Consider the following 18,121-nt stretch of genomic DNA (forward strand, 5'->3'; position numbering starts at 1 on the left):
CGGGCAAGCAAAGCGCTCCCCACCAACACAGCGTATTTACGCGCTGCGGCGCAGCATTCCCTGTTTCTTCAGCCATACCAGCAAAATGGAGATGGCCGCAGGCGTGACACCGGAGATACGTGATGCCTGACCAATAGAAACCGGTTTGTGATCGTTCAGCTTGGCTATCACCTCATTCGACAAACCGGAAACCTGGCGGTAATCCAGGGTTGCAGGCAGTAGTGTGTTCTCATTGCGCTGCTGCTTTTCGATCTCATCCTGCTGACGGGCGATATAACCTTCGTATTTTACCTGGATCTCAACCTGCTCAGCGGCCTGAACATCGTCAAGGGCCGGCGCAAACGGCGTCAGCACCGTCAGCTGTGCATAGGTCATTTCCGGACGACGCAGCAGGTCTTCACCACTGGCTTCACGAGACAGTGGCGCAGTCAGGTGAGTATTCACTTCAGGGGCGGCTTCAGCAGAAGGGGTGACCCATGTCGATTTCAGGCGTTGACGTTCGCGTTCGATATTCTCAAGCTTCTGACAGAATCGCGCCCAGCGTTCATCATCCACCAGACCCAGTTCACGTCCCTTTTCGGTCAGACGGAGATCGGCGTTGTCTTCACGCAGCATCAGACGATATTCCGCCCGGGAGGTAAACATGCGGTACGGCTCTTTGGTACCTAAAGTACACAGGTCATCCACCAGCACACCGAGGTAGGCCTGAGAACGCGCAGGTGCCCAACCCTCTTTGTCCGCTGACAAACGTGCGGCATTAAGCCCGGCGAGCAAACCTTGCGCCGCGGCTTCTTCGTAACCGGTGGTGCCGTTAATTTGTCCGGCGAAAAACAGTCCCTGAATAAATTTGCTCTCCAGAGTCGGTTTCAGATCTCGCGGATCGAAGAAATCGTACTCAATAGCGTAACCAGGGCGAACGATTTTAGCATTCTCCATCCCCTGCATCGAGCGCACAATTTGCATCTGCACATCGAATGGCAGGCTGGTGGAGATACCATTCGGATAAATTTCATTAGAAGTCAGTCCTTCCGGCTCCAGGAAGATTTGGTGCTGGTTCCGATCGGCAAAGCGCATCACTTTATCTTCGATCGACGGACAGTAACGAGGGCCGATCCCCTCGATCACTCCGGCATACATTGGGCTGCGATCGAGGTTATTACGGATCACATCATGGGTTTTCTCATTGGTATGCGTGATGTAGCACGGTACCTGCTGAGGATGCTGAGAGGCATTACCCATAAACGAGAAGACCGGCATCGGATTATCGCCGTGCTGCTGCGCCAGAACGCTGAAATCAATCGTTCGGGCATCAATTCGCGGTGGCGTCCCGGTTTTCAGACGACTAACGCGCAGCGGAAGTTCGCGCAGACGACGCGACAGGGGAATGGATGGTGGATCGCCAGCACGACCACCGCTGTAGTTATCCAGTCCAATATGAATTTTGCCGTCAAGGAATGTCCCGACGGTGAGTACGACCGCTTTAGCGCGGAATTTCAGTCCCATCAGGGTAACTGCGCCAACGACACGATCGTTTTCAACAATCAGATCTTCAACCGCCTGCTGGAAGATCATCAGGTTAGGCTGGTTTTCCAGCGCAGTACGTACCGCCTGACGATACAGAACGCGATCCGCCTGAGCACGGGTAGCGCGAACGGCGGGACCTTTGCTCGCGTTTAGTATCCTAAACTGAATACCAGCTTGATCGATCGCTTTCGCCATCAGCCCACCGAGCGCATCCACTTCTTTTACCAGGTGTCCTTTGCCAATACCGCCAATAGCTGGATTGCAGCTCATTTGCCCCAGCGTGTCGATATTGTGCGTCAAAAGCAGGGTCTGTTGACCCATACGCGCTGCGGCCATCGCGGCCTCAGTGCCTGCATGACCCCCGCCAATGATAATGACGTCGAAAGGATCCGGATAAAACATGGTAATTGCCTCGCATAACGCGGTGTGAAAATGGATTGAAGCCCGGGCCGTGGATTCTACTCAACTTTAGCCGATGGAGAAAGGCCTGGGATCCTGGGTATTAAAAAGAAGATCTTTTTATTTAGAGATCTGTTCTATTATGATCTCTTATTAGGATCGGGGTCGCTTGTGGATAACCCGGATCCGCCAATTAAGATCAATAAGTTGGTAAGGATCATTAGCTGTGAATGATCGGTGATCCTGGTCCGTATAAGCTGGGATCAGAATGAAGGGTTATGCACAACTCAAAAAGTGAACAACGGTTATACTTTGGATAACTACCGGTTGATCCAAGGATCTTCCCAGAGTTATCCACAGACGATCGCACGATCTGTATACTTATTTGAGTAAATTAATCCAGGATCCTAGCCAAAGCTCTGCCGGATCCTCCGGAATATCGTGCTCAAGGATGTTGATCCGCAGTGTTTCCCCAAGCTGTTTTGCACCCGCGCTCTTCAGTTCTGCTTCTATCTTCTCAATTGCCCCGCAGAAAGTGTCGTATTCACGGCTGCCGATACCGATAGCACCGAAACGAACCGCTGACAGATCGGGTTTTTGAGCCAGAAGATCTTCATATAAAGGAACAAGGTTATCCGGAATGTCCCCCGCACCGTGTGTGGAGCTTATCACCAGCCAGATCCCGGAAGCTGACAGATCCTCCAGGAGCGGTCCGTGCAGGGTTTCGGTTGAAAAACCAGCGTCTTCCAGCTTTTCAGCCAGATGTTCTGCAACATATTCGGCACCGCCAAGGGTGCTGCCGCTGATCAGAGTGATGTCTGCCATGATCGCCCTCCTTTATAAGAGCCTGTCCCATTAGGCTCGCGAGGGCGTATTGTACGCTGTGAGTGAGCTGGGATCTACCTGTGGAAAAATGTGGGATTAAAAAAGCCGATCACGGCTTGATGGTACGCATGATCGGGTTCTGCAGGACGATCAATGTTTCAGTGGATTGAATTTCATCAATTGTTTGGATCTTGTTGATAAGTACATGCTGGAGTGCGTCGATCGATTTGCACATGACTTTTATAAAGATACTGTAATGCCCGGTGGTGTAGTACGCTTCCGTCACTTCATCCAGACTCTCCAGCCGGGCCAGCGCGGAGGGGTAGTCCTTTGCGCTTTTGAGGATGATGCCGATAAAACAACCCACGTCGTAACCCAGCTGTTTAGGACTGACATCAATGCGTGCGCCAGTAATAATCCCTGCCTGCTTCATCTTTTCTACCCGTACGTGAATCGTCCCCGGGCTGACGCCAAACTGTTTGGCCAGTTCGGCATAGGCGGTACGGGCATTTTCCATTAAGGCATCGAGAATGCCGCGGTCCAGATTGTCGATCTGATAATTTTCCATAGCTTTTTCTTATGAAGATTGATGATTCTTTCTATTTTAGCGGTTAATTTTAGCGAATCAAAATCGAAGTCGGCTTTTTGTTTGTTGATTATTGAATATTACCCCTGTTCTGTTGCTTAATCATAGGCAACAGGACGCAGGAGTAAAAATAATGAAAACCGCTTACATTGCCAAACAACGCCAAATTAGCTTCGTGAAATCTCACTTCTCTCGCCAACTGGAGGAGCGTCTGGGTCTGATTGAGGTTCAGGCACCGATCCTGAGCCGGGTTGGGGATGGCACGCAGGATAACTTGTCGGGCTGTGAAAAAGCGGTGCAGGTGAAAGTGAAAGCACTGCCTGACGCCCAATTCGAAGTGGTTCATTCACTGGCGAAGTGGAAACGTCAAACTCTGGGACAACACGACTTCAGCGCGGGCGAAGGGCTCTACACGCACATGAAAGCCCTTCGCCCCGATGAAGACCGCCTCTCTCCGCTTCACTCGGTCTATGTTGACCAGTGGGACTGGGAGCGCGTAATGGGCGACGGCGAGCGTCAATTTTCAACCCTGAAAAGCACGGTAGAGGCTATCTGGGCGGGAATTAAGGCCACCGAAGCCGCGGTAAGCAAAGAGTTTGGTCTGGCACCGTTCCTGCCGGATCAGATCCACTTTGTTCACAGTCAGGAACTGCTGTCCCGCTATCCGGGGCTTGATGCTAAAGGTCGTGAACGTGCGATTGCGAAAGAGTCAGGCGCGGTATTCCTGGTGGGGATCGGCGGTAAGCTTAGCGATGGTCACCGTCATGATGTGCGTGCGCCGGATTATGATGACTGGAGTTCTGCTTCCGATCTTGGCTATGCCGGTCTGAACGGCGACATCCTGGTCTGGAACCCGGTTCTGGAAGATGCGTTTGAACTCTCTTCAATGGGAATTCGCGTGGATGCTGATGCGCTGAAACACCAGCTTAAACTTACCGGTGATGAAGATCGCCTGGCGCTGGAGTGGCATCAGGCCCTGCTGCGCGGTGAGATGCCGCAGACCATCGGTGGGGGTATTGGACAGTCGCGTCTGACCATGCTGCTGTTACAACTGTCGCACATTGGTCAGGTTCAGTGTGGCGTATGGCCAGCGCAGGTCCGCGAAAGCGTCTCTTCTCTGCTGTAAGTCTCTATCGCCGCCAGCGTCGAAGCAGGCGGCTTCGCATTCCGGTATCAAAGCGCCAGATATGATCGAAAATGCGCATGATGCCGGGTTTGCCGTGTGCAGACATCGCCACCGCATGAAAACGGTGCTGGTGTACCCGCTGTAACTCTCCCACTTTGCTCACCACGTCATCGGGCAAGCGCTGGGCGATAAAATCTGAGATGACCACCGCATCGGCATCAAACCATTCTCGCCCCTGCATCCGTTCAATAATCGCGCGAAAACAGCTGGCGATATCCGTGCCGCCGCGAAACTGTTGGCTCAAAAAACGGATTGCCTGTTCAATGCCTTGCGGACCGGTGAGTTCATACCGCACCACTTCTGTGGAAAAGAGCATAATGAAGCAACGGCGATTGTCGGCGAGCGCGATGCGCATCAACGCCAGGCAAAACGCTTTCGCGCACTGCTCGTTAAAGCCGCCCATTGATCCGGAAGTATCCACACAAACAATAAATGGTCCACGCGGCTGCTCGTCGAAATCCTGGTGGACAACCGGGCGTTCGGTTACCTTCTCGCGCCATGCTTCCCCGTGCAGGCGATAGGTGAGCAACTGTTTTTCCACCAGCCGCCGATAGAATTCATATTCCAGCTCCGTAATACCAAGCGTGGCCAGTTCCGGTGGCAACAGGCGCAGAATGTCGTCGCTTTGCTGAATGCCATCGACCTGTTCTGGTACCGTTGCGGGTTCGCGCACCAGCGTACGGAAGGTTTCCATCGGTGCGTCTTTGCGGGGAACAGACTTTGCTTCTCTGGAACGCCCTAGCTGTTCAGCCAGTTGCTGAAGTTCGGGTTGTTCAGTCAGGAAACCGCCGTATTTCACGATCAACTGATAATCCCCGCGTTTGAGTTGGCCTGCGCTCATATCCCACAGGCGACCCGCCGCCGTTTCATTCTCAGCAAGAACAGGATCTAATTGCCCACTTAGGGTCAGACGTTCCTGCACTTCGCTGAGCAATTGCTCGCGTTCTTCTTCCAGAAGCTGCTGATTGAGCGTGGTGGCTTGCACCACCAGACTTAAACGCCAGCGTTGCAGAAAAAGGGTGTGCAGTGCGGGAGTAAAGGTACTGTTATTGTCCACCAGCTGCTGAGCCTGCCCGGCAAAAGGGGAATCGAGACGGTGTAAGAGTGCGAGTGTTTGCGGTAGCTGCACAATGAACTGCGGTGTGGAGAGAAGCTGGCTTTGTTGATAGCACATCACCTCTTCCGTCAGCTCCGGCGGGACACGCGTGTCTTTGAGTCGGCTACGCAGCGCCTCACGCCAGCGCGGCAGATCGTCAGTAATAACCGCTCTTAGTCGGGGAAATTTTTCAAAAAAAAATGCCAGCTGAGGTGAGGCCAGCAGTACGAGGATCATCTCTTCGATCATCCCTTCTTCACTGACTGCCAGCATTATATTGAGTGTATCCAGCGTCAGCATTGTTGCGCCTGATGGATCTGTTCACCTACGTCCTGCAGGCTGGCCTCAATACGACCTAACCAGTCGTTGTGAACAAACAGACATTTTTGCTGCTCGCTGAACCGGGTGTGCTGCTGATGCCAGTCATTTTCCAGTGCTTCCAGTTGTTGTTTAATCTCGCCGGGCATCTCGTCTTCAGAGGTGCCCGGCAGCGCCAGACGGCTGCTCTGTAGACTGATATCGCGCACTACCAGATGCTGAGAGCTGTCGACTTCCATATTCAGCGTCTGGGCAAAACCAATTCCGTTAAGTTTGCCGCGGATCTCGCCGCCTTTGGTCAACCATTGTTCAAGGGCGCTACGTTCAAAAGTAATATGGATCACCTCCATATCATGCAGTTTCAGCGGTTTTTGCAGCAAAAGGGTCTGTGTCGTCGCGCTGGCTTCCGGTGGGAGATCGTAGTGCGGACGGCGGCTGAACATTCCTCCCTGGCGGATCACCGTGAATGCGGTTTTATCGCTTTGTTGCTGCTGTAACTGAATGCGGCGCTGCACAATGCCGCCGAGACGCGTCAGCATGGCTTGTTGCTGCCAGGCGTGCCCGGTCATCAATATTTCAAGCTGCTGTTGCATCAAATTCAGGCTTTGTGCGTCATACCACAGACAGTCTTTCAGCAGAATGAGATCAATCGGTGCTACCGCGTCGCGTCCGCTAAAGAAGGCGCTGGCCTGTAACAGACGAATGGCTTTCTTCCAGCGCCGGTCAGAGACATACGGCGCATTGGGTAAATTATCCAGCTGCTGACGCAGAGTAAATATCAGCTCAAATACATGATCGGGTAACGTAATGGCGCCTGTCTCTTTCTGCCACTGGTAATACTCTTCATCACTCACCTGCAAAGACACGGGGACCGGATTTTCGTTTTCGTCCTGCTGGCTTATCAGCATGGAGCGGAAATTGGCTTTGTCCTGCACTTTATCTAACCACAGGCGAATCAACATGCGGTCATAAAGTGCTTCCAGGCTGCTGTCTGCTTCCGGGAGTTCGTTAGAAGCCGCCACCAGCAAGCGCATCGGGATTTTTTCCTCAGAGGCGCCATTACGGAATTGGCGTTCATTAATTGCTGTTAACAACGTGTTCAGGATTGCCGGGCCCGCCTTCCAGATCTCATCCAGAAAGACGATTTCCGCTTCCGGAAGATAACCCGTAGTTAAGCGTTCGTAGCGACCTTCATCTTTTAACGCCTGAATAGAGAGCGGTCCAAAAACCTCTTCAGGCGTGGAGAAGCGCGTCATCAGGTATTCAAATGCGCGCGCATTCTGAAAAGCAAACTTCAGACGGCGGGCAATCAAACTTTTAGCAATCCCCGGAGGGCCAAGTAAGAAAACGCTCTCTCCACTCAGCGCCGCCAGCAGGCAAAGACGGATGGTGTGGCTGCGTTCATAAAGCCCCTTTTCCAGCGCATTGCTCAGACGGGAAATTCTTTCCGCTAATAAATGTGAGTGAGCCATAATAAGGTGGCATCCTTTCATTAAATGTACTGCGTTAACAGCGAGTATAGACGTTTCGTCCCGGAGGCTGAACAGGTCTGAAAGGCTGTTTCTTTTTCTTTGAGCCAGGTTAATCTGGCATCATTTAGGGGTACGATTTTGCCAATAATCGTGCATACTGTGCGCTTTTTTGTGGGCCAAGGGACTACGCACACATTTCATATATATACACCAAATCATTCAAACTGCACCAAGGCGGCAAAGGAGTTATTCCCCGGGATGGGGTGAATTACGAATGCTGCTAACGCGGAGGTAGCTTGAAGGATGAAGTGTGTAAACGAAAGACGAGTCTATGAGCACTGATAATAAGCAATCATTGTCTGCGATAACTCTCGCGGCCATTGGGGTTGTCTACGGTGATATTGGTACCAGCCCACTTTATACGCTTCGTGAATGTTTGTCTGGTCAGTTTGGTTTTGGTGTTGAACGTGACGCCGTGTTCGGTTTTTTATCGCTGATTTTCTGGCTTCTTATTTTTGTTGTCTCCATTAAGTATCTGACCTTCGTCATGCGTGCTGATAACGCCGGTGAAGGTGGGATCCTGACGCTGATGTCGCTGGCGGGACGCAACACGTCGGCGCGGACGACCTCGATGTTGGTGATTATGGGGTTGATCGGGGGAAGCTTCTTCTATGGCGAGGTGGTGATTACCCCGGCAATCTCGGTGATGTCAGCCATTGAAGGTCTGGAGATTGTGGCGCCGCAGCTGGATACCTGGATAGTCCCACTGTCTATTATTGTCCTGACGCTGCTGTTTATGATTCAAAAGCACGGTACCGGGATGGTGGGTAAGCTCTTTGCGCCGATTATGCTGACCTGGTTTTTGATTCTGGCCGTTTTGGGTCTGCGTAGCATTATCGCTAACCCTGAGGTATTGCAGGCGCTGAATCCCGTCTGGGCGGTCCATTTCTTCCTTGAGTATAAAACCGTTTCCTTTGTTGCTCTGGGGGCGGTGGTGCTGTCGATTACCGGAGTCGAGGCGCTGTACGCCGATATGGGACATTTTGGTAAGTTCCCTATCCGTCTGGCCTGGTTTACGGTGGTTTTGCCTTCGCTGGCGCTCAACTATTTCGGTCAGGGCGCCTTGCTGTTAAAGCATCCTGAGGCCATAAAAAACCCGTTCTTTTTACTTGCGCCGGAATGGGCGCTGATCCCGCTGCTGATCCTCGCCGCGCTGGCGACGGTTATCGCCTCTCAGGCGGTCATTTCCGGGGTCTTCTCACTGACGCGTCAGGCTGTGCGTCTGGGTTATTTGTCGCCGATGCGCATCATACATACCTCCGAGATGGAATCAGGGCAGATCTACATTCCTTTCGTCAACTGGATGCTCTATTTTGCGGTTGTTATTGTAATCGTGAGCTTTGAGCACTCCAGTAACCTGGCCGCGGCGTATGGGATTGCCGTTACCGGTACGATGGTGCTGACCTCCATTCTCTCTACTACGGTCGCACGCAAAAACTGGCACTGGAATAAGTATTTTGTGGCGCTGATTCTGGTCGCCTTCCTGTGTATTGATGTGCCGCTGTTTACGGCGAACCTCGACAAACTGCTGTCCGGTGGTTGGCTGCCGCTGACGCTGGGGCTGGTGATGTTCACCATCATGACCACCTGGAAAAGTGAGCGTTTCCGTCTGCTGCGCCGTATGCATGAACATGGCAACTCTCTGGAAGCGATGATCGCCTCGCTGGAGAAATCGCCGCCGGTACGCGTGCCGGGGACCGCGGTCTATATGTCCCGTGCGCTGAACGTCATTCCGTTTGCCATGCTGCATAACCTCAAACACAACAAGGTGCTGCATGAGCGAGTGATCCTGCTGACGCTGCGTACCGAAGATGCCCCGTATGTGCATAACGTTCGTCGTGTACAGATTGAGCAGCTTTCACCCACCTTCTGGCGCGTAGTGGCCAGCTATGGCTGGCGCGAGACGCCGAATGTGGAAGAGGTGTTCCACCGCTGCGGTCTGGAAGGGCTAAGCTGCCGGATGATGGAAACGTCGTTCTTTATGTCGCACGAGTCGTTAATCGTCGGCAAGCGTCCATGGTATCTGCGCCTGCGTGGCAAGTTGTATCTGCTGTTGCAACGCAACGCTCTGCGTGCCCCCGATCAGTTTGAAATCCCGCCTAACCGGGTGATTGAACTTGGGACTCAGGTCGAGATTTGATCCTGCCAACGCCCTCTTTCATTACGAAAGGGGGCGTTTTGTTTCTTCCTTCGCACTTTTCCTTTCTCTGCATTATATGGCTTGCGAAACGTTTCGATGACGATCACATTTTCGTAACGTCATGGTGGTTCTCTGCCCACGGTTCATCCTAAACTTAACCCTGGCGAAACGTTTCGCTAGTGGGGAAAGAAAAATGAAGAAAGGCACAGTTCTCAATTCAGATATTTCATCGGTGATCTCTCGTCTGGGACATACCGATACGCTGGTGGTGTGTGATGCTGGTTTACCCATTCCGGGCAGTACAACGCGTATCGATATGGCATTAACCCAGGGAGTACCTTCTTTTATGCAGGTGCTGGATGTGGTTACCCATGAAATGCAGGTTGAAGCGGTCATTCTTGCGACGGAAATTAAACAACATAATCCGCAACTCCACGAAACGTTGCTCAGTCACATTGAGCAACTGCAGCAGCACCAGGGAAACACGATTGAAATTCGTTACACCACGCATGAACAATTCAAAAAACAAACCGCAGACAGCCAGGCGGTAATTCGCAGCGGGGAGTGTTCCCCGTATGCGAATATTATTCTCTGCGCTGGCGTCACCTTCTGAGGCCATCATGGACGCATTACTGCAACTCAAGGGGATCGATAAAGCGTTCCCGGGCGTTAAGGCCTTATCCGGCGCCGCGTTAAACGTTTATCCTGGCCGCGTAATGGCGCTGGTGGGCGAAAACGGAGCGGGTAAATCCACCATGATGAAAGTGCTGACCGGCATCTATACCCGTGATGCGGGTTCGCTATTATGGCTGGGTAAAGAAACTACCTTTAACGGACCTAAATCTTCTCAGGAAGCCGGGATTGGCATTATCCACCAGGAACTGAACCTGATACCGCAACTGACTATTGCGGAAAATATCTTCCTGGGACGCGAGTTTGTTAATCGTTTTGGCAAGATTGACTGGAAAACAATGTATGCCGAAGCAGATAAGCTACTGGTGAAGCTGAATCTGCGGTTTAAAAGCGATCGACTGGTGGGAGAGTTATCGATTGGCGATCAGCAGATGGTGGAAATCGCCAAAGTGCTGAGTTTTGAATCCAGAGTCATCATCATGGATGAACCTACCGATGCGCTCACTGATACCGAAACGGAATCTCTGTTCCGCGTCATCCGCGAGCTGAAGTCGCAGGGGCGTGGGATTGTTTATATCTCCCACCGTATGAAAGAGATTTTCGAGATTTGTGATGACGTGACTGTCTTTCGCGACGGGCAGTTTATTGCCGAGCGTGAAGTGGTATCGCTGACGGAAGATTCTCTCATCGAAATGATGGTGGGGCGTAAGCTCGAAGATCAGTACCCGCGTCTGGATAAAACACCGGGGGATGTTCGCCTGAAGGTGGACAACCTGTGCGGACCAGGTGTGAATGATGTCTCTTTTACCCTGCGTAAAGGTGAAATCCTCGGCGTATCGGGCCTGATGGGCGCCGGGCGTACCGAACTGATGAAGGTTCTGTATGGGGCGCTGCCGCGTATCAGTGGTTATGTCACCCTCGACGGACATGAAGTGATTACCCGCTCTCCGCAGGACGGGTTGGCTAACGGTATTGTCTATATTTCCGAAGACCGCAAGCGCGACGGCTTAGTGCTGGGAATGTCGGTGAAGGAAAATATGTCGTTGACGGCGCTACGTTACTTTAGCCGTACCGGTGGCAGCCTGAAACACAAAGATGAACAGCAGGCGGTCAGCGATTTTATCCGCTTGTTCAACGTTAAAACGCCGTCAATGGAGCAGGCGATAGGGTTGCTCTCTGGCGGTAATCAACAAAAAGTCGCCATCGCGCGCGGTCTGATGACACGTCCGAAGGTGTTAATTCTTGATGAACCCACCCGCGGCGTGGACGTGGGCGCCAAGAAAGAGATTTATCAGCTTATTAACCAGTTTAAGGCCGATGGCCTGAGCATCATTCTGGTCTCATCTGAGATGCCAGAAGTATTAGGCATGAGCGATCGTATTATCGTCATGCATGAAGGGCATCTCGGCGGTGAATTTACTCGCGAGCAGGCCACCCAGGAAGTTCTGATGGCTGCCGCTGTGGGCAAGCTTAATCGCGTGAATCAGGAGTAAAAAAGATGACTACCCAGGCTGTTTCTGGTCGCCGTTATTTCACCAAAGCATGGTTGCTGGAGCAAAAATCACTCATTGCCCTGCTGGTGCTGATCGCGATTGTTTCGACATTGAGCCCCAACTTTTTTACCGTTAATAACCTGTTCAACATTCTCCAGCAGACCTCGGTCAACGCCATTATGGCGGTGGGGATGACGCTGGTGATCCTGACGTCAGGTATCGATCTGTCCGTCGGTTCCCTTTTGGCGCTCACCGGTGCGGTGGCCGCTTCAATTGTCGGGATTGAAGTTAACGCACTGGTGGCTGTTGCCGCCGCGCTGGCACTCGGTGCCGCTGTGGGGGCCGTGACTGGCGTAATCGTAGCGAAAGGCCGCGTACAGGCATTTATCGCCACGCTGGTGATGATGCTGTTACTGCGTGGTGTAACGATGGTGTACACCAACGGCAGCCCGGTAAATACCGGATTTACCGATAATGCCGATCTGTTTGGCTGGTTTGGTATTGGTCGTCCGCTGGGTGTGCCAACACCGGTATGGATCATGGCTATCGTCTTTATTGCGGCCTGGTACATGCTGCATCACACCCGTCTGGGGCGCTATATCTACGCGCTGGGCGGCAACGAAGCGGCAACGCGTCTGTCCGGCATTAGCGTTAATAAAATCAAGATTATTGTCTATTCTCTCTGCGGACTGCTGGCGTCCCTGGCGGGCATCATTGAAGTGGCGCGCCTCTCCTCGGCGCAACCGACGGCAGGTACTGGCTATGAGCTGGATGCTATCGCCGCGGTGGTGTTAGGTGGTACCAGCCTTGCCGGGGGGAAAGGACGGATTGTTGGGACCTTGATCGGCGCATTGATTCTGGGTTTCCTCAATAATGGTTTGAATTTGTTAGGTGTTTCCTCCTATTACCAGATGATCGTCAAAGCGGTGGTGATTTTGCTGGCGGTACTGGTAGACAACAAAAAGCAGTAACAACGACTACAGGACATCTTAAATATGAACATGAAAAAACTGGCTACCCTGGTTTCTGCTGTTGCGCTAAGCGCCACCGTGAGCGCGAATGCAATGGCGAAAGACACCATTGCGCTGGTGGTCTCTACACTCAACAACCCGTTCTTTGTTTCCCTGAAAGAGGGGGCGCAGAAAGAAGCGGATAAACTGGGTTACAACCTGGTTGTGCTGGACTCCCAGAATAACCCGGCAAAAGAGCTGGCGAACGTTCAGGATTTAACGGTACGTGGCACGAAGATTCTGCTGATCAACCCAACCGATTCCGACGCGGTAGGTAACGCCGTGAAGATGGCGAACCAGGCGAAGATCCCGGTTATTACACTTGACCGTCAGGCAAGCAAAGGGGAAGTGGTCAGCCATATCGCTTCTGATAACGTGCTGGGCGGTAAAATTGCGGGCGATTACATCGCGAAGAAAACGGGTGAAGGCGCGAAAGTTATCGAGCTGCAGGGGATTGCCGGTACTTCTGCGGCGCGTGAGCGTGGTGAAGGCTTCCAGCAGGCGGTTGCCGCCCACAAATTTAATGTTCTGGCCAGCCAACCCGCAGATTTTGACCGTACGAAAGGTCTGAACGTCATGCAGAACCTGCTGACTGCGCATCCGGATGTACAGGCTGTATTTGCGCAGAACGATGAAATGGCGTTGGGCGCGCTGCGTGCTCTGCAAACCGCAGGTAAATCTGATGTGATGGTGGTTGGATTTGACGGTACGCCGGATGGCGAAAAGGCCGTAAATGATGGCAAACTGGCTGCGACTATCGCTCAGTTACCTGACCAGATTGGCGCGAAGGGCGTAGAGACTGCGGATAAGGTGCTGAAAGGCGAGCAGGTTCAGGCCAAATATCCGGTTGACCTGAAGCTGGTCATCAAGCAGTAATAACGATTCAGGCAGGAAACTGCCTGATGGCGACATAAAACACGTTATCCCTGAAGATTTTTTGAAGGTGAAAGCGTAAAAAGAAAAGCAGGGCACGCGCCACCCTAATACGGTGGCGCACTTTACTGGATATCCCGAACATGAAAACCTCAGGCAATCTCGTCGTTCTTGGCAGCATCAATGCTGACCACATCCTTAACCTCAAATCTTTCCCGACACCTGGCGAAACCGTCACCGGTAACCACTATCAGGTGGCATTCGGCGGTAAAGGCGCGAATCAGGCGGTTGCGGCGGGGCGTAGCGGGGCTAATATTGCCTTCATTGCCTGTACGGGCGATGACGATATTGGTGAAAGCGTTCGCAAACAGTTAGCCAGGGACACGATTGATATCACGCCAGTTAGCGTCATTGATGGTGAAGCCACAGGCGTTGCGCTGATTTTTGTCAATGGCGAAGGGGAAAACGTCATTGGTATTCACGCGGGGGCTAACGCAGCGCTATCGCCTGCGCTGGTGGAAGCGCAACACGCGCGTATTGCTGAAGCTTCTGCATTATTGATGCAGTTAGAATCGCCCATTGATAGTGTTCTCGCAGCGGCGAAAATCGCGCATCAGAACAACACTATCGTTGCGCTTAATCCAGCACCTGCGCAGGAACTCTCTGACGAGCTTCTGTCGCTGGTGGACATTATTACCCCGAACGAAACGGAAGCGGAGAAACTCACCGGGATCCGTGTAGAAAATGATGAAGATGCTGCTAAAGCCGCGCAGGTACTGCACGCGAAAGGTATTCGTACCGTACTGATTACGTTAGGCAGCCGTGGCGTCTGGGCAAGCGTGAATGGCGAAGGTAGCCGCGTACCGGGTTTCAAAGTGGAGGCCGTAGATACTATCGCCGCCGGAGATACCTTCAACGGTGCGCTGATTACCTCTTTACTGGAAGATAAGCCGCTGGCAGAAGCAATTCGCTTTGCCCATGCCGCGGCCGCTATTGCGGTAACGCGTAAAGGTGCGCAACCTTCCGTTCCGTGGCGCGAAGAGATAGAGGCGTTTTTAGGTCAGCAGAGGTAACGCTTGGCTACAATGAAGGATGTTGCCCGCCTGGCGGGCGTTTCCACTTCAACCGTTTCGCATGTCATTAATAAAGATCGTTTTGTCAGTGAGGCTATCACCGACAAAGTTGAGGCTGCGATTAAAGAGCTTAATTACGCGCCTTCTGCACTGGCGCGTAGTCTTAAATTAAATCAGACCCGTACGATCGGGATGCTGATCACCGCCAGTACCAATCCCTTTTATTCCGAACTGGTTCGCGGCGTTGAGCGCAGCTGTTTTGAGCGTGGCTACAGTCTTGTGCTTTGCAACACCGAAGGTGATGAGCAACGGATGAACCGCAATCTTGAAACTCTGATGCAAAAGCGGGTGGACGGCTTACTGCTGCTGTGCACCGAAACGCACCAGCCGTCGCGTGAGATCATGCAGCGTTACCCTTCTATCCCTACCGTTATGATGGACTGGTCGCCGTTTGATGGCGAAGGGGAAAGCGATCTTATTCAGGATAATTCGTTACTCGGTGGCGATCTGGCGACTCAACATCTCATTGGTAAAGGGTTTACCCGCATCGCCTGTATCACGGGACCACTGGATAAAACGCCGGCGCGTTTGCGTCTGGAAGGGTATCGGGAAGCGATGCAGCGTGCCGGTCTGGCTATCCCACAGGGCTATGAGATCACCGGAGATTTTGAGTTCGGTGGTGGATTTGCCGCGATGCAAACGCTGTTATCTCATCCGCAACGACCACATGCCGTTTTTGCCGGTAATGATGCAATGGCGGTCGGCGCCTACCAGGCGTTGTATCAGGCGGGGTTGCGTATTCCGCAGGATATGGCGGTAATTGGCTATGACGATATCGAACTGGCACGCTACATGACGCCGCCGCTTACCACCATTCATCAACCAAAAGATGAACTGGGAGAGCTGGCCATTGATGTCTTGATCCATCGTATGGCGCAGCCCACATTACAACAACAGCGCTTGCAGCTTACTCCTGTTCTGATGGCGCGCGGTTCGGTTTAGTTTTGTGCCGCTCTTTGATCAGGTTGCGGCCATCTTTGGCTTTAAGCAGCATGAACATCAGTGCAGAAACGACTGTAATCGCCCCCATCGTGATAAAGGTGTAGTGGAACTGCTCTACCGTATTGGTTCCTTCAAATCCTTCATAGATCCTCAATACAGCGGCGCTGATAGCCACCCCTAAACTGATAGAAAGCTGCTGTGTGACGGCGAGTACGCTGTTACCACTGCTGGCGTTGTCATCGGTCAGGTCGGCCAGCGTAATCGTATTCATTGCCGTAAACTGCGTGGACATTGCCATTCCCAGAACAAACAGCGGCAGAATCAGCATCCATACTGGCATGGCGGGGGATTGCAGGGAAAATTGCGCAATCATCAGACCAATAAACACGGTAATGCCAACCAGCGTTTTTCGGTATCCCAGACGGCGCAGTACCTGCGTAACCATCGATTTTGCCAGAATGGATCCCAGTGCCGTTGGCGCCATCATGCAACCGGCAATTAATGCCGGGAAACCAAATCCTACCTGTAGCATGAGCGGCATTAAAAAAGGAATGCAGCCGGTACCTAACCGGGTTGCGAGATTTCCGCTAATTCCGACCGAAAAGGTGCGTGTCTTAAACAGCGACAGTGAAATTAATGGCGTCGGGTGGCGGCGGGCATGACGTATATAAGCAAGCAGCAAAAAAATACTGGCCGCGATAATCGTTAACGCTATCCACGTTGCGACGATTTTCTCACCAAAGAGCTCCATCCCACTGGAAAAGAGCACCAGACTAAGGCCGAAAAGAAAGAAGCCCGTCATATCAAAACGTCGCCGTGGCGTAGTGAAATTCGGCATATATTTGCGAGCGTACAGGATACCGGCAATGCCAATGGGAATATTAATCAGGAAGATCCAGTGCCAGCTCGCCCATGTAACCAGCACGCCGCCCAGCACCGGGCCTAAAATGGGGCCAACAAGTCCAGGCATGGTGACAAAGTTGAGCACCGGCAGCAATTCACTTCGTGGATAAGCGCGTAATAAAGCCAGACGGGCGACGGGCATCATCATTGCTCCGCCTATACCCTGGATCACGCGAAATATCACCAGTTCAGTCAATGAACCGGAGAGCGCACAAGCCAGCGAGCCTAACGTGAACAGACTGACAGCAATCATGAAAACGCGACGGGTGCCAAAGCGATCGGCCAGCCATCCACTCACCGGGATCAACATAGCTACCGTCAGGGTATAACTGATAATGGCAGATTGCATAGCCAGAGGGGAACGGTTAAGACTGTGCGCAATAGCGGGTAAAGCGGTGTTAAGAATAGTGGCATCTAACGCTTGCATAAAGAAGGCCATCGCCGCTATCCACGGTAACCCTGCCATGCTGCGCGCTTTTTTCTCTGACATTCAATATTCCGTTAGTTTTCCGAACGCTTGTTTGGGGCAACCAACAGAGCCTGACAGGCTTTGAAGGCTCCGTCGCCGTCGCTCCGGGCAATGGCATCGACAATTGACTGGTGTAAATCCAGTTTAATGACGTCGTTATAAGTTATAGAGGTGAAGTAGGAGTGATACACCGAATGGAATAGTGAGGCAAAGGAAGACAGGAACGGATTGGCGCTCATTTCATAAATATGTTTATGCCAGGCCATATCAACTTCAATCCAGCGTTCACGCCTGAAGTCCTTTTTCAGTGTGACCATCTCTTCCATGAGTGTATTCAGATACGCTTTTTGTCCGGCGGTGCCAATGGTTGCGGCCAGCAGACAAGCCAGCGGCTCAAGGCTAATACGCATTACCAGAAAATGTTCGATAACCTGATGGAAGTTCTCATCTGTCATCCACCAGGTCAGAAGTTCCTGATCGAGGAAATTCCAGTTCGACTGTGGCATGACACGAGTACCGATTCGCGGACGGGGTAACACCATCCCTTTTGCTGTTAAGGTCTTAACGGCCTCACGCACCGCCGTGCGGCTTACGCCGAACTGCTCACCCAGTTCAATCTCACCAGGCAGAATGGTGCCCGGGGGATATTCTCCATTCAGGATACGCTGCGCCAGCTTTTCTGCCAGTACCCAGGAAATGTTTTTCTGTGCGGCCAACTGTTGTGCGCTTAAGGACATTAATATTCTTCCTTTCTCTTTTTCTTAATCATAGTATGCCACCAGGAAGTGTGATTGCGGTTGCAAAAACGGAAAAACGCTTACTTTATAGTGCCTCACGGTCAGTTTTGGCGAAAAAAAGGACATTTGGAAAATTATTTTAAATTTCCCCTTGTCAGCCTGAAATAACTCCCTATAATGCGCCTCCACTGACACGGAACAACGGCATGCAAGCCGCCGGGTCAGCAGAGTCCTCCCGGCGAAAGCCGTCGACGGATACCGGAGAAAAGCAAAATAAATGCTTGACTCTCAAGCGGGAAAGCGTATTATGCACACCCCGCGC

At 52.2% G+C, this 18,121-nt stretch carries 15 protein-coding genes; 8 read left to right on the top strand and 7 right to left on the bottom strand.

Translation table 11 applies throughout. The features are described 5' to 3' along the window. Window positions 1-36: 36 nt before the first annotated feature. The 3 genes from mnmG to asnC form a co-directional block, all read right to left on the bottom strand. Entirely contained in the window at window positions 37-1,926 is a 1,890-nt protein-coding gene (gene mnmG, locus C3432_RS22540) for a tRNA uridine-5-carboxymethylaminomethyl(34) synthesis enzyme MnmG (RefSeq protein ID WP_103779050.1), read from the bottom strand. A 378-nt stretch (window positions 1,927-2,304) separates the two neighbouring features. After that, complete coding sequence (mioC, locus tag C3432_RS22545) at window positions 2,305-2,748, bottom strand: FMN-binding protein MioC (RefSeq protein WP_103779052.1); 444 nt, start codon at window positions 2,746-2,748, stop codon at window positions 2,305-2,307. 109 nt (window positions 2,749-2,857) lie between these two features. Continuing rightward, window positions 2,858-3,316 carry a transcriptional regulator AsnC gene (asnC, locus tag C3432_RS22550; protein WP_000433016.1) on the bottom strand — a complete coding sequence of 153 codons (459 nt, stop codon included), beginning with the start codon at window positions 3,314-3,316 and terminating at the stop codon, window positions 2,858-2,860. 151 nt (window positions 3,317-3,467) lie between these two features. On the opposite strand from asnC, the gene asnA reads away from it, so the two are divergent. Continuing rightward, window positions 3,468-4,460: an aspartate--ammonia ligase gene (gene asnA / locus C3432_RS22555; protein ID WP_103779054.1), complete on the top strand. Its 993-nt coding sequence runs from the start codon at window positions 3,468-3,470 to the stop codon at window positions 4,458-4,460. A gap of 4 nt (window positions 4,461-4,464) precedes the next feature. On the opposite strand, the gene viaA is transcribed toward asnA, so the two are convergent. After that, window positions 4,465-5,916 (bottom strand): ATPase RavA stimulator ViaA, encoded by a 1,452-nt coding sequence (gene viaA / locus C3432_RS22560; RefSeq protein ID WP_103779056.1) that lies wholly within the window; start codon window positions 5,914-5,916, stop codon window positions 4,465-4,467. Then, window positions 5,910-7,406, bottom strand: coding sequence for an ATPase RavA (gene ravA / locus C3432_RS22565; protein WP_103779058.1), 1,497 nt, complete (start codon window positions 7,404-7,406; stop codon window positions 5,910-5,912). Before ravA ends, viaA begins: the two co-directional genes overlap by 7 nt. Before the next feature lie 331 nt (window positions 7,407-7,737). On the opposite strand from ravA, the gene kup reads away from it, so the two are divergent. The 7 genes from kup to rbsR all read left to right on the top strand — a co-directional run bounded on the left by kup (window position 7,738) and on the right by rbsR (window position 15,690). After that, on the top strand, window positions 7,738-9,606 hold the full coding sequence (gene kup / locus C3432_RS22570; RefSeq protein WP_103779060.1) for a low affinity potassium transporter Kup: 1,869 nt from the start codon (window positions 7,738-7,740) through the stop codon (window positions 9,604-9,606). A gap of 193 nt (window positions 9,607-9,799) precedes the next feature. Further along, window positions 9,800-10,219 carry a D-ribose pyranase gene (gene rbsD / locus C3432_RS22575; RefSeq protein ID WP_103779062.1) on the top strand — a complete coding sequence of 140 codons (420 nt, stop codon included), beginning with the start codon at window positions 9,800-9,802 and terminating at the stop codon, window positions 10,217-10,219. A 7-nt stretch (window positions 10,220-10,226) separates the two neighbouring features. After that, window positions 10,227-11,732, top strand: coding sequence for a ribose ABC transporter ATP-binding protein RbsA (gene rbsA / locus C3432_RS22580; protein ID WP_103779064.1), 1,506 nt, complete (start codon window positions 10,227-10,229; stop codon window positions 11,730-11,732). Between the two features lie 5 nt (window positions 11,733-11,737). Beyond that, on the top strand, window positions 11,738-12,703 hold the full coding sequence (gene rbsC, locus C3432_RS22585; protein WP_103779066.1) for a ribose ABC transporter permease: 966 nt from the start codon (window positions 11,738-11,740) through the stop codon (window positions 12,701-12,703). 24 nt (window positions 12,704-12,727) lie between these two features. Further along, window positions 12,728-13,618 (top strand): ribose ABC transporter substrate-binding protein RbsB, encoded by an 891-nt coding sequence (rbsB, locus tag C3432_RS22590; RefSeq protein ID WP_103779068.1) that lies wholly within the window; start codon window positions 12,728-12,730, stop codon window positions 13,616-13,618. A 140-nt stretch (window positions 13,619-13,758) separates the two neighbouring features. Then, window positions 13,759-14,688 carry a ribokinase gene (gene rbsK / locus C3432_RS22595; RefSeq protein ID WP_103779070.1) on the top strand — a complete coding sequence of 310 codons (930 nt, stop codon included), beginning with the start codon at window positions 13,759-13,761 and terminating at the stop codon, window positions 14,686-14,688. A gap of 3 nt (window positions 14,689-14,691) precedes the next feature. Beyond that, a complete protein-coding gene (rbsR, locus tag C3432_RS22600; RefSeq protein ID WP_103779072.1) occupies window positions 14,692-15,690 on the top strand; it encodes a ribose operon transcriptional repressor RbsR in 999 nt (332 codons plus the stop codon). Here rbsR and mdtD read toward each other — a convergent pair. Then, window positions 15,656-17,083, bottom strand: coding sequence for a multidrug transporter subunit MdtD (gene mdtD, locus C3432_RS22605; protein WP_103779074.1), 1,428 nt, complete (start codon window positions 17,081-17,083; stop codon window positions 15,656-15,658). The genes rbsR and mdtD overlap by 35 nt on opposite strands. 11 nt (window positions 17,084-17,094) lie before the next feature. Next, entirely contained in the window at window positions 17,095-17,799 is a 705-nt protein-coding gene (locus C3432_RS22610) for a FadR/GntR family transcriptional regulator (protein WP_103779076.1), read from the bottom strand. Between the last annotated feature and the right edge of the window lie 322 nt (window positions 17,800-18,121).

Source organism: Citrobacter amalonaticus (assembly GCF_002918555.1).
Taxonomy (GTDB): Bacteria; Pseudomonadota; Gammaproteobacteria; order Enterobacterales; family Enterobacteriaceae; genus Citrobacter_C; species Citrobacter_C amalonaticus_A.